Genomic DNA, 24330 nt, shown 5'->3' with positions numbered 1-24330 from the left:
TCTGATTGGATTGTATGACATGGAACACACTGTGCCGGTGCCCGCCTACGACGTCGAAGCGATCCGCAGGGATTTTCCCATCCTGTCGCGGACCGTCTATGGCAAGCCGCTTGTCTACCTCGACAACGGCGCATCGGCGCAGAAGCCGCAGGTCGTCATCGACGCAGTGAGCCATGCCTACGCCAACGAATACGCCAACGTGCATCGCGGCCTGCATTTTCTCTCGAATGCCGCCACCGAGGCCTATGAAGCGTCGCGCGAAAAGGTGCGCCGCTTCCTGAATGCGCCATCGGCCGACAACATCATCTTCACCAAATCCTCGACCGAGGCGATCAACACGGTCGCCTATGGCTACGGCATGCCGAAGCTCGGTGAGGGTGATGAGATCGTGCTGTCGATCATGGAGCACCACTCCAACATCGTGCCATGGCATTTCATCAGGGAACGCCAGGGCGCAAAGCTGGTCTGGGCGCCGATCGACGATGACGGCGCGTTCCACATCGAAGATTTCGTCAAGTGCCTGACCGAGCGTACCAAGCTCATCGCCATCACCCATATGTCGAATGCTCTGGGCACAGTGGTCCCGGTCAAGGAGATCTGCCGCATCGCCCGCGAGCGCGGCATTCCCGTCCTGGTCGACGGCAGCCAGGGCGCCGTACACATGCCTGTCGACGTCCAGGATATCGATTGCGACTGGTACGTGATGACCGGTCACAAGCTCTACGGGCCCTCCGGCATCGGCGTGCTGTACGGCAAGATGGACCGGCTGAAGGAAATGCGCCCGTTCATGGGCGGCGGCGAAATGATCGAGGAAGTGACGGAAGACCGCATTACCTACAACGATCCGCCGCACCGTTTCGAGGCGGGCACGCCGCCGATCGTCCAGGCGATCGGCCTTGGCTATGCCCTCGACTACATGGAAAAGATCGGCCGGGCAGCGATCACAAGGCATGAAGCCGACCTGACCGCCTATGCGCGCGAGCGCCTGTCGCGGATCAATTCGCTGAAGGTATTCGGCGATACGCCCGACAAGGGCAGCATCTTCTCCTTCGAGATTGCTGGCGTTCACGCCCATGATATCTCGACGGTGATCGACCGCGCCGGAGTGGCCGTGCGTGCCGGCACGCATTGTGCGCAGCCGCTCTTGAAACGCTTCGGCGTCACCTCCACATGCCGCGCATCCTTCGGGCTCTATAATACACGCGCCGAAGTGGATGCCCTGGCCGACGCGCTGGAGCATGCCCGCAAGTTCTTCGCCTGAGCGAATTCAAAATATGGTTTGGAAACTCTGCGCAAGCATCTGAACCGAAACAGAAAGTCTAGGAGGCCGACATGAGCCTGGATGCAACGGAAGACAAGATCGACGTGCGCGAGGGCATCGTGCATTCGGCCATCCCGGCCGAAGAGCTGGCGCGCCTGAGCGACGACATCATCAGTGCCCTGAAGACGGTCTACGACCCGGAAATCCCGGCTGACATCTTCGAACTCGGCCTGATCTACAAAATCGACATCGAAGACGACCGCATGGTCAAGATCGACATGACGCTGACGGCTCCGGGTTGCCCCGTTGCCGGCGAGATGCCGGGCTGGGTTGAAAATGCCGTCGGCGCCGTCGAAGGCGTGTCGGGCGTCGAGGTCGCGATGACCTTCGATCCGCCGTGGACACCGGACCGCATGTCGGAAGAGGCACAGGTGGCGATCGGCTGGTACTGACCGGCCGGTGCCATATTGATCCGTTAAGCTACGGGCACTACATTTGATTCTGGAAGGCGCCGGGCCTTAACCCCGGTGGCGACAAGGAGAAGAGCCGATGGGCTTTGCCGTGATGAGCTTGACCGAGGCGGCCGCCGGGCGCGTTCGGGCGATTGTGGAAAATGCCGGTGAAGATGCCCTGGGCATTCGTGTCGGCATCAAGAAGGGCGGCTGCGCCGGCATGGAATATGCGGTGGATCTCGTCAAGGAACCCAATCCGAAGGACGATCTGATCGAGCGCGATGGCGCCAAGGTCTGGGTCGCGCCGGAGGCGGTACTTTACCTGCTCGGCACGCAGATGGATTTCGAGGTGACCACGCTTCGCTCTGGCTTCACCTTCAACAACCCCAACCAGACGTCGGCCTGCGGGTGTGGCGAATCGGTCGAGCTGAAGCCGGCCGATCTGGCAGCGCTTGCGGCAAGCGGCGAGGCCGTGGTGCGGGCGAACTGATACCAGCAATAGCGTCATCGAGAGTGCAGGCCCGGGTTTTCGCCGGGCCTTTTTTCTGCTGATATGCGGCGGCGTGGCTGGGGGAGACGGAGCGTGACGACGTTCGGCGAGGAGCTTGTCTTCAAAGCGCTCTATGAGACTTTCCCCGATCCGGTGATCATCCTCGACGCCGGGCGGGTCATCCGCTCCGCCAACCCGGCCGCACTTGCCAAGTTCGGCTATCCTGTCGATGCCTTCATCGGCCAACCGGCGCGCCTCATCTACGCCGACGACCAAGAATATGCGCGCCGCCTGCACAATCGCGCAGCCGGGGTCGACGAGCGGATCGCCCGGACCTCGACCTACAGCTACATCCGGCGCGACGGATCGACCTTCTCCGGGCATTTGCGCACGACGCCGCTGATCGATGCAGATGGCAAGGAACTGGCGCTGATCGGCATCATTCGCGACGTGTCCGACCTTGCCAGGGCAGTGCAGGAAAAACAGCAGGCATCCGACATGCTCGATGCTGCGCTCGATGCCATGCCCGAAGGGTTCGCGATCTTCGATGCGCAGGAGCGGCTTCTGGTCTATAACCGCGCCTATGTGACGATCTGTGGCCCGGCGGGCCCGCTCATTCGCCCCGGCATCACCGCCGAAGAGATCCTTCAGATTGCGCAAGAGAACAGCCACTATCCCGACGCCTTGCCGGATAGTCCGGACTGGCCGGCCTGGATGGCGCACCGCATGCAGGACTTCCGCCAACCGGACAACCGCGCCAAGATCTATCGGTACGCCGACGACCGGTGGCTGCGGGTCGAGAATATCAAGACCAAGGACGGCAACACGGTCGTCCTTCGCGTCGACGTCACCGAATTGAAGCGGGCGGAACTCGCGCTCGAGCGTCAGCGGCAGGAGTTGCAGCACAAGAACGAAGCGCTCGATCAGTTCACGGCAACGGTTTCCCATGACCTGAAGGCGCCGCTGCGCCACATTTCGATGTTCTCGGAGATGATCGAGGACGAGCTTGCGGCTGGCAACCAGGAAGAAGTCGCGGCGAGCGCCCGGCATTTGCGCGAAAGCGCCAGGCGCATGACCCGCGTGATCGACAGCCTGCTCGACTATGCCCAGATCGCCTACCAGATCACCGCGTGGTCGGAGGTCGACCTTGATGATATCGTTGCCGACACGCTCGGCGTCCTCGGCAGCCACGCCCGCGAAGCGGATGTGACGTTCGAGATCGCTCCCTTGCCGAAGGTGCACGGCGACCCGGAACTCTTGCGCCGATTGGTGCAGAACCTTGTCGGAAACGCCATCAAGTATCGTCATCCGCATCGCCGGCCCATCGTGCGCGTCAGTGGGCGCGCGGCCGGCCAGCATGTCGAACTTGTGGTCGAGGACAATGGTATCGGCATCGACCCGCGATTCGCGCTGCGCATCTTCGAAGTGTTCCAGCGGCTGCATCAGGACGAGAGCATCTATGGGGGCACCGGCATCGGCCTTGCGCTCGCAAAACGGATCGTGGAAAGCCACAATGGATCGATCCGTCTTGACACGGGCTTTACCGAGGGCGCACGATTTGTGGTGACCCTTCCGAAACGCATGCGGAAGACGAGATAAGGCGAGCGGCTTGGCCAAGTCACCGAAGCGATTGCTTGTGGTGGAAGACGACGTGCACGACGCGCGTTTCGTCACGCGCGCGCTATCGCAGACAGACGATACACTCGATGTCGTTCATGTCATCCATGCCGACGAGGCGGTGCTGCGCATGCAGCGTGAGCACTTCGACTATGTGCTTCTCGATATCAAGATGCCCGGGATCGACGGAATGGAGCTGTTGAGGCGCATACGCTCCAATGAGGGTACAGCGGTGGTGCCGGTCATCGTTCTGACCTCGTCGACCAATCCGAGCGACGTCGTCAGGTCTTACAAGGCCGGGGCGAACGCCTATGCGGCCAAGCCGTCATCGCTTTCGGGCTACCGGCAGTTCGCCGAAGCCTTCGTTCGCTTCTGGATCGACAACACGTTGCCGCCCGGCGGTGCGATGCTTCACCAGTAGAGTGAAAACGGGGCGCGCCATCGTGGCGCGCCCCGCTGTTTTCAGGCCTATTCGGCTGCTTCCGCGTAGCTTTCCAGCGGCGGGCAGGTGCAGACGAGATTGCGGTCACCGAAGACATTGTCGACGCGGTTGACCGGCGACCAGTACTTGTCGACCCGGAAGGCGCCCGGCGGGTAGCAGGCCTGTTCGCGCGAATAGGGGCGATCCCAATCGCCGACCAGGTCTTCGACCGTGTGCGGAGCGTTCTTCAGCGGATTGTTCAGCTTGTCCATCCGGCCTTCCTCGATGGCGCGGGCTTCCTCGCGGATTGCCAGCATCGCCTCGCAGAAGCGGTCGATCTCAGCCTTGGTTTCCGATTCCGTCGGCTCGATCATCAGCGTGCCGGCAACCGGCCAGCTCATGGTCGGAGCGTGGAAACCGCAGTCGATCAGGCGCTTGGCAACGTCGTCGACGGTCACGCCGGCGCTTTCGACCAGCGGACGGGTGTCGATGATGCACTCATGCGCGACGCGGCCCTTGGACGACTTGTAGAGCACCTCATAGGCGCCCTTGAGCCGGGCAGCGATGTAGTTGGCGTTGAGGATCGCCACCTTGGTCGCCTGCGTCAGGCCTTCACCGCCCATCATCAGGCAGTAGCTCCAGGAGATCGGCAGGATCGAGGCCGAGCCGAAGGGCGCCGCCGAAACCGCGCCGTCATTGCCGTCCGTTTCCGGGTGGCCGGGCAGGTAGGGTGCCAGATGCGCCTTGACGCCGATCGGGCCCATGCCGGGACCGCCGCCGCCATGCGGAATGCAGAAGGTCTTGTGCAGGTTGAGGTGGCTGACGTCGGAGCCGATGTCGCCGGGACGGGCAAGGCCGACCATGGCGTTCATGTTGGCGCCGTCCATATAGACCTGGCCGCCGTGCTTGTGCACGATCTCGCAGACCTCACGCACATTTTCCTCGAACACGCCGTGCGTCGAGGGATAGGTGATCATGCAGCACGAGAGGTTTTCCGCGTACTGCTCGGCTTTCGCACGGAAATCGTCCATGTCGATGTCGCCGTTGTCGCTCACCTTGATGACGACGACCTTCATGCCGGCCATCTGCGCGGAGGCAGGATTGGTACCGTGGGCCGAGGTCGGGATCAGGCAGACGTCACGGTGTTCGTTGCCCTGCGCCAGATGGTAGGCGCGGATCGTCAGGAGACCGGCGTACTCGCCTTGCGCACCGGAGTTCGGCTGCATCGAGATCGCGTCATAGCCGGTAACGGCGCAGAGCTTCTCCGACAGGTCCTCGATCATGTGCTGGTAGCCGGCTGCCTGATCCTTCGGAACGAAGGGATGGATTTCGGCAAATTCCGGCCAGGTGATCGGCAGCATCTCGGCGGTCGCGTTGAGCTTCATCGTGCAGGAGCCGAGCGGGATCATCGCGCGGTCGAGCGCGAGGTCGCGGTCGGAAAGACGACGGATGTACCGTGTCATTTCGCTTTCGGCGCGGTTCATGTGGAAGATCGGGTGCGTCAGGTACTCGCTGGTGCGCAGCAGCGGCTGCGGCAGGCGGTAGCCCGGCTCGAACTCTTCCACCTTGAAGTCGCCGCCGAAGGCGCGCCAGACGGCTTCGAGCGTGACGGGGCGCGAACGCTCGTCGAGGCTGATGCCGATCCTGGTTTCGCCGATCTTGCGCAGGTTCACTTCCTCGGCGACGGCAGTCTTGAGGATGATGCCCTGCAGCTTGCCGACATCGACGGTGATCGTGTCGAAGAACACGTCGGGCTCGACGGTGTAGCCGAGCTTTTCAAGGCCCATGGCCAGACGAACGGTCTTCTGGTGAACGCTCTGGGCGATCGCCTTGATACCCTTCGGTCCATGGAAAACGGCGTACATCGATGCCATGACGGCGAGCAGAACCTGCGCGGTGCAGATGTTCGACGTCGCCTTTTCGCGGCGGATATGCTGTTCGCGGGTCTGCAGCGACAGGCGATAGGCGCGGTTGCCGCGCGCATCGACCGAGACGCCGACGAGACGACCCGGCATCGAACGCTTATGTGCGTCCTTGACGGCCATGTAGGCGGCGTGCGGGCCACCGTAGCCGACAGGAACGCCGAAGCGCTGGGTGCAGCCGATGGCGATATCCGCACCCATCTCGCCGGGCGATTTCAGGAGTGCCAGCGCCAGCGGATCGGCAGCGACCGTTGCGATCGCGCCGGTCTGGTGCAGGCGGGCGATCAGGCCGGTGAAATCATGCACATGGCCGTAGGTGCCCGGATACTGGAAGATGGCGCCGAAAACGTCGACCGGATCGAGATCGGTGAACGGATTGCCGATGACGATCTGCCAGCCGAGCGGCTCGGCGCGGGTCTTCAAAAGCGCGATCGTCTGCGGGTGGCAGCTCTCGTCGACGAAGAAGGCCTTGGCCTTCGATTTCGACACGCGTTCGGCCATCGCCATGGCTTCGGCGGCAGCGGTTGCTTCGTCGAGCAGCGAGGCATTGGCGACGTCGAGGCCGGTCAGGTCGCAGACCATGGTCTGATAATTGAGCAGCGCTTCGAGGCGACCCTGGCTGATTTCCGGCTGGTAGGGCGTGTAGGCCGTGTACCAGGCGGGGTTTTCCAGGATGTTGCGCTGGATCACCGGCGGCGTGATCGTGCCGTAGTAGCCCTGGCCGATCAGCGACACGAGCTTCTGGTTGCGGTTCGCCGTTTCGCGCATCTTGTCGAGCGCTTCGCGCTCGGTCATCGGCGCGCCCCAGGCGAGCGGCGTCTTCTGACGGATCGACGGCGGCACGGTATCGTCGATGAGAGCGTCGAGCGACGGATAACCGACGACCTTCAGCATCTCATCCATTTCCGCCGGCGACGGGCCGATATGACGCCGATTGGCGAAGTCATACGGCTTGTAGTCGGTAAAGGTGAAGTCCTTGGGCATGCTCATCAGGCGACGAGCTCCTTGTAGGCCGCTTCGTCGAGAAGGGCGTCGGCTGCGTTCGGATCGGCGAGTTTCAGCTTGAAGAACCAGGCAGCGCCCTGCGGGTCGCTGTTGACCAGCGACGGGTCGTCGACGATCGCCTGGTTGACTTCGACGATTTCGCCATCAAGTGGACAATAGACGTCGGAAGCTGCCTTGACGGATTCCACGGTTGCAGCCGTGTCGCCCTTGGCGAAGGTGGAGCCCGTTTCCGGCAGTTCCACAAAGACGAGATCGCCGAGCTGGCCGGCCGCATGTTCGGTGATGCCGACCGTTGCGACGCCTGCTTCGACCTTCAGCCACTCGTGTTCGTCGGTGAACTTCAACATTTGCGCTCTCTCCTGATCAGCGTTTGTAGGTTTGTTTGACAAAGGGCAGGGCGGCGACGGCGACCGGCAGATACTTGCCGCGCACCTCCGCATAGACGGTCGTCCCGTTGTCCGTATGGGTGGTGTCGACATAGCCCATGGCGACAGGGCCATCGACCGTGGGGCCGAAGCCGCCCGAAGTGACCTTGCCGACGAGGGTCTTGCCCTCGGTGTCGGCAAACAGGTTGGCACCGCCGCGCACGGGCGCGCGGCCTTCCGGCTTCAGGCCGACACGGCGGCGCGTGGCACCGTCTGCGAACTGGCCGAGAATGCGGTCAGCACCGGGGAAGCCGCCTTCGCGCGCGCCGCCGGCGCGCCGCGCCTTCTGCATCGCCCATTCGATGGCGCCTTCGACCGGGGTGGTCGTGGTGTCGATATCGTTGCCATAGAGACAAAGACCGGCTTCGAGACGCAGCGAATCGCGCGCGCCAAGGCCGATCGGCTTGACATCGGGATGTTCCAGCAGCCGCTGGGTCACATCAGCCGCGGATGCCGTCGGAATGGAAATCTCGAAACCGTCTTCACCGGTGTATCCGGAGCGCGAAATGATGCAGGTGACGTCGTGCAGGTCGGCTTCCGCGACGTCCATGAAGCGCATGGCCGAGACGTCGGCCCACAATTCGCCGAGCACGGCTTCGGCACGCGGACCCTGCAGCGCGATCAGCGCCCGGTCCTCGAGCATCGTCACTTCGCAGGTATCCGACAAGCCCTTCTGCAGATGCTCGAAATCGGCATCCTTGCAGGCGGCGTTGACCACGAGGAACATATGGTCACCACGGTTTGCGATCATCAGGTCGTCAAGAATGCCGCCTTCAGCATTGGTGAAGATCGCATAGCGCTGGCGGCCTTCGCCAAGGCCGAGCACGTCCACCGGCACCAGCTTTTCCAGCGCAAGGGCCGCGTCCTCGATCTTGCCGGACTTCGGACGAACGATGACCTGGCCCATGTGCGAAACGTCGAACAGGCCTGCCGCGGTGCGCGTATGCAGGTGCTCCTTCATCACGCCATCGGGATATTGCACCGGCATTTCGTAGCCGGCAAAGGGCACCATGCGGGCACCCAGCGACAGGTGCAGCGCGCGCAACGGCGTGTGTTTCAAATGGGAAATGTCTTCCAACTCCGGCCTCCAGGTCTGGCGCGCACGCGCGCCGGCTCACACTTCCGGCGTCAGACGCCGTCAAATTCGAGCCCCCTCTGTCCCTTTGCCTGAGATTGTTATCCCTTCGGCGAGCGCTTAAGCGCTTCTCTCCAGAGTCCTACCGGCACCTTGCTGGTCCTTTGGCCTGAGAGTTTCCGGGGCGGTTGCTCCTTCGGCACCGGAGCGAACCGGTTTCTCCCAACAAGATCGCCTCCAAATAACGGCGAACCCGTGACCTTGGCAAGGGGGCGGTGTCGCGGTCAAACACATTTTTGTCGCAGCGTTTTTCGGTCGCGGCAAAGGCGTGCGGCAATTCTGCCTTTGCATTCTTTTCCGCTTGAGGATAACTCACAACAGATACCGGGGACGATGATGACTGGGTTTATAAGACATTTGCCGATTGCCGTGCGCGTTGTCGCCGCTTTCGCGCTTGTTTTCCTGTCGTTCGCGCATAAGCCGGCGATGGCCAAGAGCCTGTCGCCCGCGGAGATCGCAGCCTACCAACTTCCCGATGGAACGATCGCCGATATCTGCTTCGGCATGGACGGTATCGACCACGATAGCGGCAAGTCGCAATCGATGGCGCCGGTCTGCGAGGCTTGCCGTCTCGCCGCTGCCGCGCTTCTACCGACACCTCCGCAGCAAAGCGGTCGTGCCGATGGGAGCAGCTGGCTTGCCAATCTGCTGCAGACCTACGATCACGCCGCCATCAGGCAAGCCCGCTTGCTGCCGCCGGCGCGCGGACCTCCTCGTCAGTCGTAACGTTTCCGCACGCATTCCCTTTCAGTGCGCCGCAATGGCGGCATCGACCACGGCGTGACGACGCTTCAAGCGGCCCGTGGTCAGGAGATTACGAGATGAACACGACCAGACTGACAATGCTTACCCTCGGCCTTACGCTTGCGACGGCCGGCATCGCCCAGGCGCATGCGACATTCGAAAGCGACAGCGCCCAATCGGAAAAGAGCTTCAAGGCGGTGCTGCAGGTTCCGCACGGCTGCGACGGCAAGGCGACGACGGAGGTGCAGATGAAGCTGCCGGAAGGCTTCGTTTTCGCACAGCCGCAGCCCAAGCCCGGCTGGGAGATCGAGATCATCAAGGGCGATTACCAGAAGACCTACGACAATCACGGAAAGAAAGTCTCGTCAGGCCCCGTCGAGATCCGCTGGAAAGGCGGAAACCTGCCCGACGAGTACTACGACACCTTCGTCGTCAAGGGAAAGATCTCCGGCTTCGACAAGGAAACCGTCCTTGCCTTCCCGACCGTCCAACTTTGCGGCACGGAGGGCAAGGTGCTGTGGGACGAAGTGGCAGCCGAAGGGCAGAGCGCCCATGACCTGAAGAGCCCGGCACCAACGGTGACCGTGACGCTCGCCGCCGGTGGCGACGAGCATGCAGGCCATATGGCAGCGCCCGGACCGGTCATGCTGGGCGATCTCGAAATTTCCGGCGGTGCGGCCAAGGCGATGCTGCCCGGCGCAAAGGTCGGTGGCGGCTTCCTGACGATCAAGAATGGCGGCAGCGCCGACGATCGCCTCGTCGCCGTCGAGAGCCCGGTTGCCGGTCGGGTCGAAATTCACGAGATGGCGATGGCAAACGGCGTCATGAAGATGCGCAAGCTCGATGACGGCGTCGTCATCCCGGCCGGCGAGACCGTCGAGCTCAAGTCCGGCGGCCTGCACCTGATGTTCATGCAGGTGTCGAAGCCATTTGCGGAGGGCGAAACGGTGCCGGTGACGCTCACCTTCGAGAGGGCCGGCAAGGTCGATGCCACGCTTGCCGTGGGAACGGCAGGCGGCGCTGCCGCAGCGACCGGCGGTCACTCGCACCACTAAAGACCTGGAGGAACGGGCGGCGGCGCTTCAGGCAGCGGCGCCGTTCTCATCGTCGTGGCCGGCTGGGTCATCCTGCCGGCTCTCGCCTTCGGGATCCTGCGCGACCTCGTCTTCATCGTCGCGCATGTATTCGAGATAACGCCGCAGGGTTTCCGCCTCGGTCTGTTGCGGCAACCGCCCGTCGGCGCTCATCAGCATCAATGACAGGGGCAGGGCGCCCTTCATCTTCGGGATGGAAGCAGGCGTGATCGCCGGCTCGTTGACGCGTCGGCCCGAAAGCAGGGTGATCGCCTCGTCGGCCGGACCATCTCCAGACACACGCGCCTTCGGCTTGACGGCTTCCGCCGCGTAAGCCGCTGTGGTCGCGGATACCGTAACGACCTGTACCACCGGGTTTCCCTGCCTTTCCTGCTATCAATCTTTCCTTTTTGCGCTGTTTCGCTTGAAGCCAGGTGAAAATTGGCAGTCGTCTTTTAGTCAAATCCTAAAGATTGTCTTCGCCGGGCGTGGCGCACCAGCGACATCCGGCAGCCGAGGAAGGTTGCGCCGCAACCATCGCATATACTTGCGATACACCTAAAATACGCACACACTCGTGCATTGCCGCAGGCGCAGCCAGATAGAATCGAGGAGCAATGCGATGACGGATCGGACCGCATTAGAAGAAGCCGTGCGCTCGCTCTATGCAGCGCGCGATGCCAACGACCTCGAGGGCATGTTGGCCTGCCTGCACGCGACCTTCAGTTTTCGTATCGTCGGCAGCGGACGTCTTGATCCAATGACCCAGAAGGTCAGCGATCCGCAATCCGTGCGCTCGGCATTTCGCAGCCTGGTCGATGCCTGGGACTTGAGCCAGATGAAGACTGTCCAGCTCGATGTGGTGGACGATACGGCCTATGCCCACCGGGTCGGGGCCATTCGCTTCATTCCCACCGGCACATGGTTCGATACGGAAATCATGGACAGGTTCCGCTTCCGAGACGACCGCATGATTGACCTGACCGAATTCGTCGACACGCTGCTCGTTGCAGAAACCGTCGGTCTTGTTCCGAAGCCAGCGGCGGCAGCCGATTAAGCTTCGTCGATCCGCGACAGGATCAACCTTTGAATGTCTGGATCCTGGCTGCGGATGGCCGCCATCAGGGCGCTCAACCGGCCACGAAGACCGTGAACCTGATCGAGCAGCTGCATCGCGACGTCGATCCCGTCATCGTTGACGCCCATCGGCCCGGTCAGGTCCTGGATCAGACGGGCGCGGGCGAGATCGTCTTCCTCGAAGATCCAGCCGCTGTCCGCATGGCGCGGCACCAGCCAATGCTGCTCGACCCAGACCTTCAGAACGGTAACCTCGATCTCGAGGTGTTCGCAAAACTCGCTGTCGTTCATGCGTTGCCTCCCAGGTTCTTGCGCGGGTCCTCCGCCTTTCCGGCCGCCCAGCCCTCGACGAAGGCGGCCAGCGCCGGATCGGCCTGTTGCGCAAGGGTAATCTTAAGCGTCACATAGGCGTCACCGTGGCCGCCGCCCGGCTTACGTAGCCCCTTGCCCTTGAGCCGCAGCACCTTGCCGGTGTTGGAGTTCGGCGGGATGGTGACGTTGACGGCGCCATCCATGGTCGGCACGCGGATCTTGCCGCCGAGCACGGCCTCGCTGAGCGAGATCGGGATGTCATAACGCACGTCCTCGCCGTCGATTTGAAACAGCGGGTGAGGGCGGACGCGGATGTCGATCAGCGCGTCGCCGGCCGGCGCACCGTTGAACCCGGGCTCGCCCTTGCCGCGCAGACGCAGCGTCTGGCCGTCGCGCGTGCCCGGCGGGATCGTCAGATCAAGGGCGGGCCCGCCGCCCGGCAGGCTGATCTGCTTCTTGGCGCCGTTGACCGCCTCGAGCAGATCGATCTCCATCGAAAAATGTAAATCCTGCCCGCGCATGGATTGCTGGCCCCGGCCGCGACGAGAAAAGAAGCTTGAGAAGATATCGTCCTTGTCCCCGAAATCCTGAAACCCGTGGGCGCTTTCGTAACGCCCGGCCGTGCCGCCGGCGCCGGCATAGTCGCGATAGAAGTTTCGCGGCGCGGTTTCCGCTCCGGTCTCGTCGATCTCGCCACGATCGAACTTGCCGCGTTTGTCCTCGTCGCTCAGCAGCGCATAGGCCGCCGATACAGCCTTGAAGCGCTCCTCGGCTCCCTTGTCTCCGGGATTGAGATCGGGATGAAGCTTCTTGGCGAGCTTGCGATAGGCGCTCTGAATGTCTTTCTGCGTGGCGTCCCGGCTGACACCAAGGGTTTCATAAGGACTGCTCGGCATGCGGACTCCCTCGGACTGAAGCGATCGGCAGCGGACTGGGCTGTGTGGCGCAACGCACATCCAAACCCAGTTGGTTCATCGATCGGCTGCCTACAAGCATAGGGCACCCGTGCGGAAACGACAGTCAGAAAACGAACGGAGACCCGCTTCTACTCTCATTTCGCGAGCAAGCGGCCTGTGTTACAATTCCGGCATCGGAACCATCCGAGACAGACTGCGTTGCCAACAGGTGGTTTTCAACGGAGGTCGACATGTCAGTACGCCTGCAGCTTGCCATCATGGTTGGACTGATGATCAACGCCGTGCTCTTCGGCATTGGCGCGGTGATCGTGCTCTCCATCCCGGTGCTGGCCGACAATGCCAAATACGCTCTGCCTGTCGTGGTCGTGCTGTGTTTCATCCTCACGCCCTTCATCGCCTGGGTGATGGCCCCACGGCTCAGACTGCGTTACTGGCGGGACCGTGAGCAGGCGACAAAACACCTGTCGACGTGAGATTTCGTGAGCTCTCCTGTTTGAGGGAAACCTAATTCGAGAGATAGAGGCTTTGCACCTTGTCGTGGTTGCCCACCCTCAGCAAATGCTGTGGCACCGTGACGCGCCCGGAAATGGCCAAGCAGCACGCGCAGGCGTTGAAAACATCAACGGCAAGCACAAATTAGCTTTAAACAATCAACGCCCTTGATCGATTCCCTATCGGGCATCATAGAATTGTGGGTCAACGCGTCACGCGTCGCTTCGGCGGCCGCTTGACCGAATGTAAGAAACGACGCTGAAGGAGCAAAAGCCTATGAAAACCGCGATGTTGCTAATCGTTCTCTCCACGCTGGCTGCCTGTGCTCAGACCACCGGTGGCGGCTATGGTGTGAACTACGTGAGCGGCGACGGCGACTATTACCAGGGTATCGTCTCACCGAAATAATCCGCCGAAGACAAGCGGAAATCACACCTTATCGCGGCATTTTCCCAAAGCGGCTTCGGTTGCACGGTTGCGATCTCCCACGCACCGATCAATCGAGGCAGGAGCGCCCTATACGGTGACATGAATACTCCGAACAGCATTCGCCTGAAGTGCTTTCGGTGCGGGTAGGGGCGGTTGCCAGTCAACGAGGCAACCGCCGAACATGCTTTCCCGGCCTCAAGGCGTTCAAACTTACGCCAGCACTCGAACTCGGGGCTCCCTGTCCCAATATCTGCTGGCAGCGGCCTTGGCGAAATATGTGTCGAGCCCGACAACGCCTGCATCAGGAACCACACCCGCCTTTTCGAGAAGCGGCGTTGCAGCCTCGTTCGAGCCAATTGCCTTCAAATGCCCGAATGCATCCATCACCCATTGAATGGCGACGGCCTGTTTGGCGAGATCCTCGACGGCGGCATTCGAGAGGACCACGGCAACAGCGTCAAAGAGCTGCGACGGCGACCCGGCCAGTTGCCCGTCGACTTTCATGACTTTGCCGTCGGATAATTTGGCTCCACCTATTCTGGGTGAAACAAGGAACGGGCTACCACCCGCTTTTTCAATTTCCGCCAGGAGGCCCTTCAGTTCTGCGGCATCTGTCCCATCCGCGATCAGGACGCCGACCTTACGGCCGGTCAAGACCGCCTTCATGTTTGTGTGAATACTCAACGCTGGCGACGGCTGCATTGACACGGGCTCTCGAGCGGCCGGCTTCTTGTCAGGCAGCGCAATAGCAAGGCCTTCGGCCACACGCTTGGCAAGATCATCGTCGACATTGCGCAGGTTCGCGATCATGCGTGCCGGCACTTGTGCAAGCTGCACCTTAGACAACTCGAAGACGAACGAGGAGGCGATATGCGCCTGCTCTGCCGGCTGTTGAGATAGCCAGAACAAACGTGCGTGACTGTAATGGTCGGCAAAGAGTTCGGCGCGTACACGTAACTTGTCGCCCTCTTCCTCATGCTCGGGACGGCCGGTCGACGTCGTGAAACCCGTCATAGGACATTCGCGCGGGCCGCCGTCTTCGCCGTGGTCAGCGAGGCTGTTGGGCTCATAGTTGGCGCGCCCCCTCGGGACATTCATCTGCATCTGCCCGTCGCGCTGAAAATTCATGACAGGACATATGGGAGCATTGATCGGGATCTGATGGAAGTTCGCCGTGCCCAACCGCGATTTCTGTGTGTCGAGATAACTGAACAACCGGCCCTGAAGCAGGGGATCGTTGGAAAAATCCACCCCCGGCACGATGTTGGCAGGACAGAAAGCGACCTGCTCGGTTTCCGCAAAGAAATTGTCAGGATTCCGATCCAAGACCATTCGGCCGACGATCCGCACCGGGATGACCTCTTCTGGAATGAGCTTTGTAGCATCCAGCACGTCATAAGGCTGGGCGTCGGCGAAGGCCTGATCGAACAACTGCAACCCGAGTTCCCATTCCGGAAAATTACCCACGGCGATCGCCTCCCACAGATCGCGGCGATGGTAATCGTTGTCCGCAGCCTGCAGCTTCAAGGCCTCGTCCCATACTGTCGATTGAATGCCGAGCTTCGGCTTCCAGTGAAACTTGACGAATGTCGATTTGCCTTCGGCGTTCACCAGACGGAAGGTATGGACGCCAAAGCCTTCCATCATGCGCAACGAACGTGGAAGGGTTCGATCCGACATCGCCCACATCAGCATGTGCGTGCTTTCGGGCATCAAGGACGCGAAATCCCAAAACGTATCGTGCGCACTTCCGGCTTGCGGAAAGGCGCGATCGGATTCCATTTTAACTGCATGCACAAGATCAGGGAATTTCATGGCATCCTGGATGAAGAAGACAGGAATATTGTTGCCGACCAAATCCCAGTTACCTTGCCGCGTGTAGAATTTCACCGCAAAGCCGCGAACATCCCGTGGCGTATCGACCGAACCCGCACCGCCGGCAACCGTTGAGAATCTTGCAAACAGGGACGTTTTTTCGCCCGGCCGCTGGAATAGGTCGGCCTTGGTGATGTCTGCCAGGGATTCGAAAAGCTCGAAATAGCCGTGTGCGCCGGAGCCGCGAGCGTGAACTATGCGCTCCGGGATGCGCTCGTGGTCGAAATGAAAGATCTTCTCCCTCAGGACAAAATCTTCGAGAAGGGTAGGGCCACGCGCACCGGCCTTCAAGCTGTTCTGGTTGTCGGTAATGCGGATGCCCTGGTTTGTCGTGAGACGCGCAGTATCTGCCGTTCGCGTACTGTCGTCAGACACTTGCTGATGTGTCTCTCCGCCTTCGCCCTTGCGGGTTTCAAAGGTTTGCTTGGCCATGAACTTGATCCTTGTTTGCGCGTCCTTGTCCGGTGTGGCCGCCACAGCAGCGCCGTATCGGCTCTGACGCTTTGAACTCGCAGTGAGACAGCGCGTTGCCGAATGCGCGTCTGGCTTGCGTTGATAGCTCTGACCGTAATGCGACCGATAGGCGCGCGACCCGCAAACGGCCTCGACCGATTCCATCTCCTGGCGTCGAGCCACGGTGATGCAACCCTTCGCAGCATGGATGGTTCCCGGATCTTTGAAATAAACAGACCAGCGTGATCGCGGAAAACCGCCTGATATTCTGTCACCGGATTGCCGTGCGTTATTTTGTGCAGTGCAGCAACCAATTTACCGCGAGCGCGTTGGTGTGATGTCAGCGCCTATGTTGGCACTCCCACCTTGAAGGATGCCTGAAATGAGAAATCTGCAGGACACCGTTGCCCGCCTTGCCTCCCTCAAAGCGGCATATCGCAAGGAGAGTGCTGCTCCCACCCGGAACCGGTTGGCGGACATGAAGATCGCGGGGTCCAATCCCGGAGCGCTGAAAGCCAAAACCTTCATCCCGGGCAACCTGTCCTCCGGTGCACCGCTGGTGGTCGTCCTGCACGGCTGCACTCAGAACGCGGCTGGCTACGACGAAGGATCGGGATGGTCGGATCTGGCCGATCGATACGACTTTGCGCTTCTCTTCCCGGAGCAACAGCGCGCCAACAATGCCAATCTTTGCTTCAACTGGTTTGAACCCGGCGATGCGAAACGCGATGGCGGTGAAGCACGCTCGATCCGCGAAATGATCGAGACGATCGTGACAACGCACGGCCTCGATCGCAACCGCATCTTCATCGTTGGGCTTTCCGCCGGCGGTGCGATGTCATCGGTGATGCTGGCAACCTATCCCGAAGTATTCGCGGGTGGGGCGATCATCGCCGGATTGCCCTTCGGTACCGCAACCTCCGTGCCCGAAGCGTTCGATCGCATGCGGGGGCATGGTGGCCCCGGTGAAGCCCAGCTGCAAACGCTGGTTCGCAGCGCATCGCCCCACAAGGGGCGCTGGCCGACGATATCGGTGTGGCACGGCACAGCCGATGGTACAGTCGACGTGTCGAACATGGAGGCAATCGTCCGGCAATGGACCGGGCTTCACGGTGTGAACACGACCGATTTCACCAGCGAACATGAGAAAGGTTACGTGCGACGGATCTGGAACGATGCAGATGGACGACCGGCCGTTGAAGCCTATTCTGTCCAAGGCATGGGGCATGGCACACCCTTGGCTACGTCTGGTGCCGATGGCTATGGCAAGGCTGGTCCTTATATGCTGGAAACCGGCATTTCGTCCACGTTAAGGATTGCCACCTTCTGGGGGCTTGTGGGCGCAAATCCATCTCACAGCAGAGATGATAGGAAAGGCCCCCAGGCGAAAGATTTCGTCCACACGGGTGATATTCTCCTGCCCGGCGCACTCGTCCATCAAAACGAGGAGACGCAGGCAGGCGGTCGCCAGACTGGAACGGCGAAGGCATCCGCCTCCGGCATCCAAAAAGTTATCGAAGATGCTTTACGCGCCGCGGGGCTGATGAAATAGGCTGATCACGGCCCTGCCCGAACAGGTCTGATATGGCAATTGGCCATCCCTTGGAAGACTTGGAAACCGGCCTGCCGCTGGCGCGCGCGTCGCTTCGTTGACGCCGCCCGAAAATGAGCACGGCCCTATGACCCACACTGGCGCCACAGTCCCCGCCGAAGGCGGCGCCACAAGCTGCGCTCGTTTACGCGTAGGCTCTAAAACCGCTTCTTCAGAAAATACCGAGGTATTGCACCTGATCCGCCCTCAAGCTGGCCGAAAACCTCAAAACCGAGCTTCTCGTAAAACGGCCGCGCCTGGAATTCGAACGTATCGAGCCACAGACCGATATATCCGCGCTCGCGCGCAATCTTCTCCGCCTCAGCGATGAGCCGTTGCCCCAGACCCTGACCGCGAAGGCCCTCCGGTATCGCAAGGTAACGGATGAACGCCCAGCCATATCCATCCGTGGCATAGAGCCCGCCGATCGCCACCTCGGTTTCCGGATCACGGAGGAGGACAGCAAAGCCCGGTTGGTCGACCATGCCGCTATGCGCATCGTTATAGGCATCGAGCGTCGCAACGATCGCCCGCAGGTCGTCCTTACTCGGATCGCCAAGAACGATGTCGATGATGGGGGCTGTCATTTGGAGGGATCTCGCCTGCGCTCGGTGGAACAATGTCGGCAATCAGCGCCATTGGCCGTGCCGGATGACGTCTTTCATCATCACACAACCCATAGTTCAACGGCGCTCCAAAACGCAAACAGCCCGAAGTTTCCTTCGGGCTGTCCGCTATTCAAGCGATGGACGCAGAGATCAGCTGCAGCCGCTGGTGGCGCCGCAGGTGTCGCACTTCTCGCAGGTGCCGTTGCGCACCATCGTGAAGTTCTGGCACTCGGTGCACATGTTCCCGGTATAGCCCTGCATGATCGAGCGGGCGCGCCGTTCGGCCTCGAGCTTCTTTGCATCCGCCTTGGCCGATGCCGCTTCGGCGGCGGCCTTGTCGGAGAACAGGGCCGTTACCGTCTCGGTCGTTTCCTCGGCGATCTCCTCGGCCAGTTCCGCCGCACGCTCTTCGTAATCGCGCTTGAAGGCGACGATTTCGGAGGTTGCGATCGACGTCGTCTGTTCGATCTTGCGCACCGTGTTGCCGGCAATCGACGTCACCGCCGCGGTGGACGAGGCGCGGGCAGGGGCTGCGGTCGCAGAACCTTTCGGCTCGCCGGCGCGGTCAGCGGTGCCGCCGACGATCGTCGGCTTGTAGCCTCGGGTCCAGCCGGTCGAGATCAGGTTGGTCTTGCCTTCCTGAATGCCCTTGCCGAGTGCCGTGTTGCTGAAATCGGACGTGTCGACATGGGCCAGATCGTGACGGCCGAGGTAGGACACCGCCAGTTCGCGGAAGACGTAGTCGAGGATCGACGTCGCGTTCTTGATCGCGTCGTTGCCCTGGACCATGCCGGCCGGCTCGAACTTGGTGAAGGTGAAGGCCTCCACGTATTCCTCCAGCGGCACGCCGTATTGCAGGCCGAGCGAGATGGCGATGGCAAAGTTGTTCATCATCGCACGGAAGGCAGCGCCTTCCTTGTGCATGTCGATGAAGATCTCGCCGAGACGGCCATCGCCGAATTCACCGGTGCGCAGGTAGACCTTGTGACCGCCGACGACGGCCTTCTGGGTGTAGCCCTGACGGCGGTTCGGCAGCTTTTCGCGGGCGCGGATCACCTTCTCGATGACGCGCTCGACGATCTTCTCGGTTATGGTCACGGCCTGGGCTGCGGCCGGCGCCTGGATCAGATCCTCCAGCGCGTCCTCGTCGTTCTCGTCCTCGATCAGCGAGGCGTTGAGCGGCTGCGACAGCTTGGAACCATCGCGGTAGAGCGCGTTGGCCTTCAGTGCCAGCTTCCACGACAGCATGTAGGCGTTCTTGCAATCCTCGACGGTCGCCTCGTTCGGCATGTTGATCGTCTTGGAGATGGCGCCCGAGATGAACGGCTGGGCCGCAGCCATCATGCGGATGTGGCTTTCGACCGAGAGGTAGCGCTTGCCGATCTTGCCGCACGGGTTGGCGCAATCGAAGACGGGCAGGTGTTCGTTCTTGAGGAACGGCGCGCCTTCGAGCGTCATCGCACCGCAGACGTGGATGTTGGCCGCTTCGATGTCCTTCTTGGAGAAGCCCATGTGGTCAAGCAGGTTGAAGTCCATCTGGGCGAGCTGCTCGTTGGTGACCTTCAGCGTGCCCTTCAGGAAGTCCGCACCGAGCGTCCACTGGTTGAAGACGAACTTGATATCGAAGGCGGACTTCAGGGCGGCGTTGACCGCCTCGATCTTCTCGTCGGTGAAGCCCTTGGCCTTCAGCGTCGAGGGATTGATGGCAGGTGCCTGGTTGAGGTTGCCGTGACCGACTGCGTAGGCTTCCATCTCGGCGAGCTGGCTCTCGGAGTAGCCAAGCGAACGCAGCGCTTCCGGAACCGCACGGTTGATGATCTTGAAGTAGCCGCCACCGGCGAGCTTCTTGAACTTGACCAGCGCGAAATCGGGCTCGATGCCGGTGGTGTCGCAATCCATGACCAGACCAATCGTGCCGGTCGGCGCGATCACGGTTGACTGGGCGTTGCGGTAGCCGTGCTTCTCGCCGAGCTCCAGAGCCTTGTCCCAGGCGCTCATGGCATGGATGACGAGGTCCTGGTCCGGGTTTTCGCTGTGAATGAGCGCGACCGGGTTGACCGAGAGGCCTTCATAGCCCGTCGTCTCGCCGTAAGCGGCGCGGCGATGGTTGCGGATGACGCGAAGCATGTTGTCGCGGTTCGGCGCAAAGCCGGGGAACGGACCGAGCTTGGCGGCCATTTCAGCCGATGTGGCGTAGGAGACGCCGGTCATGATCGCCGTCAGGGCGCCGGCAATGGCGCGGCCTTCGGTGGAGTCATAGGGAATGCCCGAGGACATCAGCAGGCCGCCGATATTGGCGTAGCCAAGACCGAGCGTGCGGTATTCGTAGGACAGCTCGGCAATCTCGCGGGACGGGAACTGCGCCATCATCACGGAGACTTCGAGAACGACGGTCCACAGGCGCACGGCATGCTCGTAGTCGGCGATGTTGATGCGCTTGGTCGCTGCATCCTTGAAGGTCATCAGGTTCAGCGAGGCAAGGTTGCAGGCCGTGTCGTCGAGGAACATGTATTCCGAGCACGGGTTCGACGCACGGATCGGGCCGGCGGCGGGGCTGGTGTGCCAGTCGTTCATAGTCGTGTTGAAGTGCAGGCCCGGATCGGCCGAGGCCCAGGCGGCGTAGGAGATCGATTCCCAGAGGTCGCGCGCCTTCAGCGTCTTCATCACGCGACCGTCCTTGCGGGCAGTCAGGTGCCAGTCACCATCGGCTTCGACGGCGCGCAGGAAGTCGTCCTTGATCGAGACCGAATTGTTGGAGTTCTGGCCCGAAACCGTGAGATAGGCCTCCGAATCCCAGTCGGTGTCGTAGGTCTTGAACTCGAGGTCCTTATAGCCCTGCTTGGCGAACTGGATGACGCGCTGGACGTAGTTTTCCGGAACCAGCGCCTGCTTGGCAGCGCGGATCTCGCGCTTGAGCGCCGGGTTCTGCTTGGGGTCATAGCAGGCGTCGTCGGTGCCTTCGCAATTGACGCAAGCCTTCATGATCGCCTTCAAATGCTTGGCGACGACCTTCGAGCCGGTGACGAGCGCTGCGACCTTCTGCTCTTCCTTGACCTTCCAGTTGATGTATTCCTCGATATCCGGATGGTCGATATCGACGACGACCATCTTGGCGGCGCGGCGGGTGGTGCCGCCGGACTTGATGGCGCCTGCGGCGCGGTCGCCGATCTTCAGGAACGACATCAGGCCCGAGGACTTGCCGCCGCCCGAAAGCCTTTCGCCTTCGCTGCGCAGGTGCGAGAAGTTGGAGCCGGTGCCGGAACCGTACTTGAACAGGCGCGCTTCACGCACCCACAGGTCCATGATGCCGCCCTCGTTGACGAGGTCGTCGGCAACCGACTGGATGAAGCAGGCGTGCGGCTGCGGGTGTTCGTAGGCCGACTTGGACTTCGTCAGCTTGCCGGTAAACGGGTCGACATAGAAGTGGCCCTGGCCGGGGCCGTCGATGCCATAGGCCCAATGAAGGCCGGTGTTGAACCATTGTGGCGAGTTCGGCGCGACGCGCTGGGTGGCGAGCATATAGGCAAGTTCGTCACGGAAGGCGGAGGCGTCTTCTTCGCTGGCGAAATAGCCGCCCTTCCAGCCCCAATAGGCCCAGGTGCCGGCCAGGCGATCGAAAACCTGGCGAGCATCGGTTTCGGAGCCGTACTGTTCTTCCTTCGGCAGCGCCTTCAACGCTTCGGTGTCGGGGACCGAGCGCCAGAGGAAGGAGGGGACATCGTTCTCCTCGACGCGCTTCAGCTTTGCAGGCACGCCGGCCTTGCGAAAATACTTCTGGGCGAGAATGTCGGCCGCGACCTGGCTGAACTGTGCCGGCACGTCGATATCGGCCAGACGGAAGACAATCGAGCCGTCGGGATTCTTGATCTCACTCGTAGCCTTGCGGAATTCAATCTCCGCATAGGCGGACTGCCCGGCTTTCGTGAAACGGCGTTCGATCAGCATTGTCCCGTGTCCTTCGTGTTGAAATGCGCCCGCCACAGACGCACGTGTCCCCGCCTGGTCGCGGAGGCATTCCGCAGCCAGTCTCAGCTTCCATCCTTAAAGGGAAACCCATCTTTGGGTGACCCTGTATCTTGTGAGATAGGCCGACTGCAAACACTAAATATAGTATCAACAGCTTCTTTTAGCCAGCCAAAACTTGCTCGAGCGGGCTCGGAAATGCGCACAGGTTTCCTCGTTGCGGCTCAAGCGAGAAACCCGCATTTGCCGCATGTCAGAACCGACGATTTCGTGAAATGAACCGGGCTCAAAACAATCCGGTCTGCCGCCGTCGCAACGTGAAATCCATTAACCGTGAATCGACCCGGGGCGTCAAGGGGTGGTTTGTGACGGAAGTTTGGGCGCTAGATGTTGTGTGGATCGACTGTGGAAAACGGGGAAAGCGGCCAACGCCTTGAAAATCAGGCACTTCGGCAGGTTGCCTGCGACGCTGCCGCAGCGGCAGGCGAAAAATCAAAAATTTGAAGGGTAAAAAAGCATATTATTGGCCTCCCCAGCGGCAGTCGCGATTGCGCAACCACGGCCGATGTGGGGTGGCGAAAATTGATTCGTTTTCGGATGGACGCGACGGCCATTTGGGCCGGAACAGGAGGCGCGGGCATGGTCCCGCACCTCATGCATTCAAAGCTTATCGCGCTCCAGGCCCTTATATTTGCACGGATCCTATAGAAGGATGCCGCGCATTTTCCAGGCAGAGCCTAATCGACGCGCTTTTGCAGCTCGCGCGCACCATTCGGTGCGTTGACCTTGCCTTCCGTGATGAAGAAAACGAACACATCGCGCGGCTCCTTGGCGGCCTTGCGATCCGGCGCGCTTTTGGCAAGTCCCTCGGGTTCTCCGCCCGCAGCAAAAGTCTTGGCACGCTGGGCCCAGACGTCGAGCTGGTCGGGTGCGTAGCAGGTCTTGATATCGTCGCTGCCCTTCTGCAGGCGCAGATAGACGAAATCCGCGGTGACATCGGCAATCATGGGATAGTCAGCGTGCTCTGCCAGCACGACGGCGACCTTGTATTTGTCCAGCAGGTGCACGAACTCAGCTGTCTGGAATGTCGGGTTGCGCACCTCGACCACATGACGAAGCGGCAGCCCGTCCTGCTTTTCAGGCAAGAGCTTGAGAAAGCCTTCGAAATCCTCCGGCTCGAACTTCTTGGTCGGCGCGAACTGCCACAGGATCGGCCCGAGATGGGGGCCGAGTTCGGTCAGTCCCTGCGTCAGGAATTTCTGCATGGATTCACCGGCTTCGGCGAGAACCTTGCGGTTGGTGACGAAGCGGCTGGCCTTCAGCGAGAAGACGAAATCCTCCGGCACTTCGGCGGCCCATCGGGCGAAGGTCTCAGGCTTCTGCGACGAGTAATAGGTGCCGTTGACTTCGATTGCCCGCAATTCCTTGGACGCATATTCGAGCTGCCGCTTCTTCGACAGCGTGTCTGGGTAGAACGTTCCCTCCCAGGGCTCGAACGTCCAACCGCCAATACCGACACGGATCTTTCCGGATTTCGTCATCCCATCCTCCTCATGGCGGCACAGTCAGGCCGCATGTCAATTTACCCGGACGCCATCTGCCCGGCGGGCTTGGCCATATCCACGAGCATCCACCCTGGCCGATAGGGGTTCGCCCTGCGACCCGTTTCTTGAAAGCCATAGGCGCGATAGAGCGCGATGTTCCGCTCCATCCGCGCATTGGTATAGAGCCGCACCTCCGGCACACCCCATTCGACGGCCCGCACATCCACAAAGCGCAGCGGCGCGATCCCGAGGCCTTGCCCCTGGAAGGACGGTGAGACTGCGAGGCTGAAGATCAAGATGTGATCCGCGTGCCGCTCGATGACGGCAAGGGCAGAAACAACACGACCATCGTCACGAAGCCAGACTTCGCCTCGCGCTATGCGCGGCGCATAGTCCTCGGTCACCGGCAAGGGCGGCCCGCCAAGCAGGGCAGTGCAGGGCGCATAGGCCGCAGCGGTGATGTCGCGCACGACCGGCATGTCGTTCATCGTCGCCGGCCGCATCATCGCGAGACCGGCAACAGG

At 61.3% G+C, this 24330-nt stretch carries 21 protein-coding genes and 1 riboswitch; of the genes, 10 read left to right on the top strand and 11 right to left on the bottom strand.

Annotated elements, in window-relative coordinates:
- The first annotated feature begins 19 nt into the window (after positions 1-19).
- From RTP54_RS08935 to RTP54_RS08915, 5 genes are all read left to right on the top strand, one after another.
- Positions 20-1261 (top strand): cysteine desulfurase, encoded by a 1242-nt coding sequence (locus RTP54_RS08935; RefSeq protein WP_312362023.1) that lies wholly within the window; start codon positions 20-22, stop codon positions 1259-1261.
- Positions 1262-1332: 71 nt separating this feature from the next.
- Positions 1333-1713, top strand: coding sequence for an SUF system Fe-S cluster assembly protein (locus RTP54_RS08930; protein ID WP_112805001.1), 381 nt, complete (start codon positions 1333-1335; stop codon positions 1711-1713).
- 97 nt (positions 1714-1810) lie between these two features.
- Positions 1811-2203: a Fe-S cluster assembly scaffold SufA gene (gene sufA, locus RTP54_RS08925; protein ID WP_112805003.1), complete on the top strand. Its 393-nt coding sequence runs from the start codon at positions 1811-1813 to the stop codon at positions 2201-2203.
- Positions 2204-2296: 93 nt separating this feature from the next.
- Complete coding sequence (locus tag RTP54_RS08920; protein ID WP_312362021.1) at positions 2297-3802, top strand: ATP-binding protein; 1506 nt, start codon at positions 2297-2299, stop codon at positions 3800-3802.
- Positions 3803-3812: 10 nt separating this feature from the next.
- On the top strand, positions 3813-4241 hold the full coding sequence (locus RTP54_RS08915; protein WP_112805007.1) for a response regulator: 429 nt from the start codon (positions 3813-3815) through the stop codon (positions 4239-4241).
- Positions 4242-4288: 47 nt separating this feature from the next.
- On the opposite strand, the gene gcvP is transcribed toward RTP54_RS08915, so the two are convergent.
- Genes gcvP through gcvT form a run of 3 tightly spaced genes read right to left on the bottom strand, consistent with a single transcriptional unit; the run spans position 4289 to position 8671 of the window.
- On the bottom strand, positions 4289-7153 hold the full coding sequence (gene gcvP / locus RTP54_RS08910; protein WP_112805009.1) for an aminomethyl-transferring glycine dehydrogenase: 2865 nt from the start codon (positions 7151-7153) through the stop codon (positions 4289-4291).
- Entirely contained in the window at positions 7153-7515 is a 363-nt protein-coding gene (gene gcvH / locus RTP54_RS08905) for a glycine cleavage system protein GcvH (protein ID WP_025427112.1), read from the bottom strand. Before gcvH ends, gcvP begins: the two co-directional genes overlap by 1 nt.
- A gap of 16 nt (positions 7516-7531) precedes the next feature.
- Positions 7532-8671, bottom strand: coding sequence for a glycine cleavage system aminomethyltransferase GcvT (gene gcvT / locus RTP54_RS08900; protein ID WP_312362018.1), 1140 nt, complete (start codon positions 8669-8671; stop codon positions 7532-7534).
- Between the two features lie 144 nt (positions 8672-8815).
- Positions 8816-8903, bottom strand: a riboswitch (glycine riboswitch).
- A 161-nt stretch (positions 8904-9064) separates the two neighbouring features.
- Between gcvT and RTP54_RS08895 the strand changes: the two genes are divergently transcribed.
- Complete coding sequence (locus RTP54_RS08895) at positions 9065-9454, top strand: hypothetical protein (RefSeq protein ID WP_312362017.1); 390 nt, start codon at positions 9065-9067, stop codon at positions 9452-9454.
- A gap of 95 nt (positions 9455-9549) precedes the next feature.
- Positions 9550-10527, top strand: coding sequence for a copper chaperone PCu(A)C (locus RTP54_RS08890; protein ID WP_312362016.1), 978 nt, complete (start codon positions 9550-9552; stop codon positions 10525-10527).
- 27 nt (positions 10528-10554) lie between these two features.
- On the opposite strand, the gene RTP54_RS08885 is transcribed toward RTP54_RS08890, so the two are convergent.
- Positions 10555-10917, bottom strand: coding sequence for a hypothetical protein (locus tag RTP54_RS08885; RefSeq protein WP_312362015.1), 363 nt, complete (start codon positions 10915-10917; stop codon positions 10555-10557).
- A 250-nt stretch (positions 10918-11167) separates the two neighbouring features.
- Between RTP54_RS08885 and RTP54_RS08880 the strand changes: the two genes are divergently transcribed.
- Entirely contained in the window at positions 11168-11602 is a 435-nt protein-coding gene (locus RTP54_RS08880) for a nuclear transport factor 2 family protein (RefSeq protein ID WP_112805017.1), read from the top strand.
- Here RTP54_RS08880 and RTP54_RS08875 read toward each other — a convergent pair.
- Together RTP54_RS08875 and RTP54_RS08870 are read right to left on the bottom strand one after the other, a co-directional pair.
- Complete coding sequence (locus tag RTP54_RS08875) at positions 11599-11913, bottom strand: chaperone modulator CbpM (protein WP_112805020.1); 315 nt, start codon at positions 11911-11913, stop codon at positions 11599-11601. The two genes, RTP54_RS08880 and RTP54_RS08875, sit on opposite strands and share 4 nt — an antisense overlap.
- Positions 11910-12830 (bottom strand): DnaJ C-terminal domain-containing protein, encoded by a 921-nt coding sequence (locus RTP54_RS08870; protein WP_312362014.1) that lies wholly within the window; start codon positions 12828-12830, stop codon positions 11910-11912. Before RTP54_RS08870 ends, RTP54_RS08875 begins: the two co-directional genes overlap by 4 nt.
- 251 nt (positions 12831-13081) lie before the next feature.
- Between RTP54_RS08870 and RTP54_RS08865 the strand changes: the two genes are divergently transcribed.
- A complete protein-coding gene (locus RTP54_RS08865) occupies positions 13082-13324 on the top strand; it encodes a hypothetical protein (protein WP_112805024.1) in 243 nt (80 codons plus the stop codon).
- A gap of 658 nt (positions 13325-13982) precedes the next feature.
- Here RTP54_RS08865 and RTP54_RS08860 read toward each other — a convergent pair.
- A complete protein-coding gene (locus RTP54_RS08860) occupies positions 13983-16079 on the bottom strand; it encodes a catalase (RefSeq protein ID WP_312362013.1) in 2097 nt (698 codons plus the stop codon).
- Positions 16080-16482: 403 nt separating this feature from the next.
- Here RTP54_RS08860 and RTP54_RS08855 point away from each other — a divergent pair, with 403 nt between their 5' ends.
- Positions 16483-17652 carry a PHB depolymerase family esterase gene (locus RTP54_RS08855; RefSeq protein ID WP_312362012.1) on the top strand — a complete coding sequence of 390 codons (1170 nt, stop codon included), beginning with the start codon at positions 16483-16485 and terminating at the stop codon, positions 17650-17652.
- A 197-nt stretch (positions 17653-17849) separates the two neighbouring features.
- Here the strand turns inward: RTP54_RS08855 and RTP54_RS08850 are convergent, their stop codons facing one another.
- From RTP54_RS08850 to RTP54_RS08835, 4 genes are all read right to left on the bottom strand, one after another.
- The gene (locus tag RTP54_RS08850) at positions 17850-18278 is read right to left on the bottom strand and encodes a GNAT family N-acetyltransferase (RefSeq protein WP_312362011.1); all 429 of its coding nucleotides are present in this window, start codon (positions 18276-18278) and stop codon (positions 17850-17852) included.
- 171 nt (positions 18279-18449) lie between these two features.
- Positions 18450-22244, bottom strand: coding sequence for a vitamin B12-dependent ribonucleotide reductase (locus RTP54_RS08845; protein WP_312362010.1), 3795 nt, complete (start codon positions 22242-22244; stop codon positions 18450-18452).
- 755 nt (positions 22245-22999) lie between these two features.
- Positions 23000-23803, bottom strand: a complete 804-nt coding sequence (locus tag RTP54_RS08840) for a DUF72 domain-containing protein (protein WP_312362009.1) — start codon at positions 23801-23803, stop codon at positions 23000-23002.
- Positions 23804-23844: 41 nt separating this feature from the next.
- Entirely contained in the window at positions 23845-24312 is a 468-nt protein-coding gene (locus RTP54_RS08835; RefSeq protein ID WP_312363211.1) for an N-acetyltransferase, read from the bottom strand.
- Between the last annotated feature and the right edge of the window lie 18 nt (positions 24313-24330).

It is taken from the genome of Ensifer sp. (genome assembly GCF_031989085.1).
Taxonomy (GTDB): domain Bacteria; phylum Pseudomonadota; class Alphaproteobacteria; order Rhizobiales; family Rhizobiaceae; genus Ensifer.
This window is presented reverse-complemented; position numbering and strand designations above follow the sequence as displayed.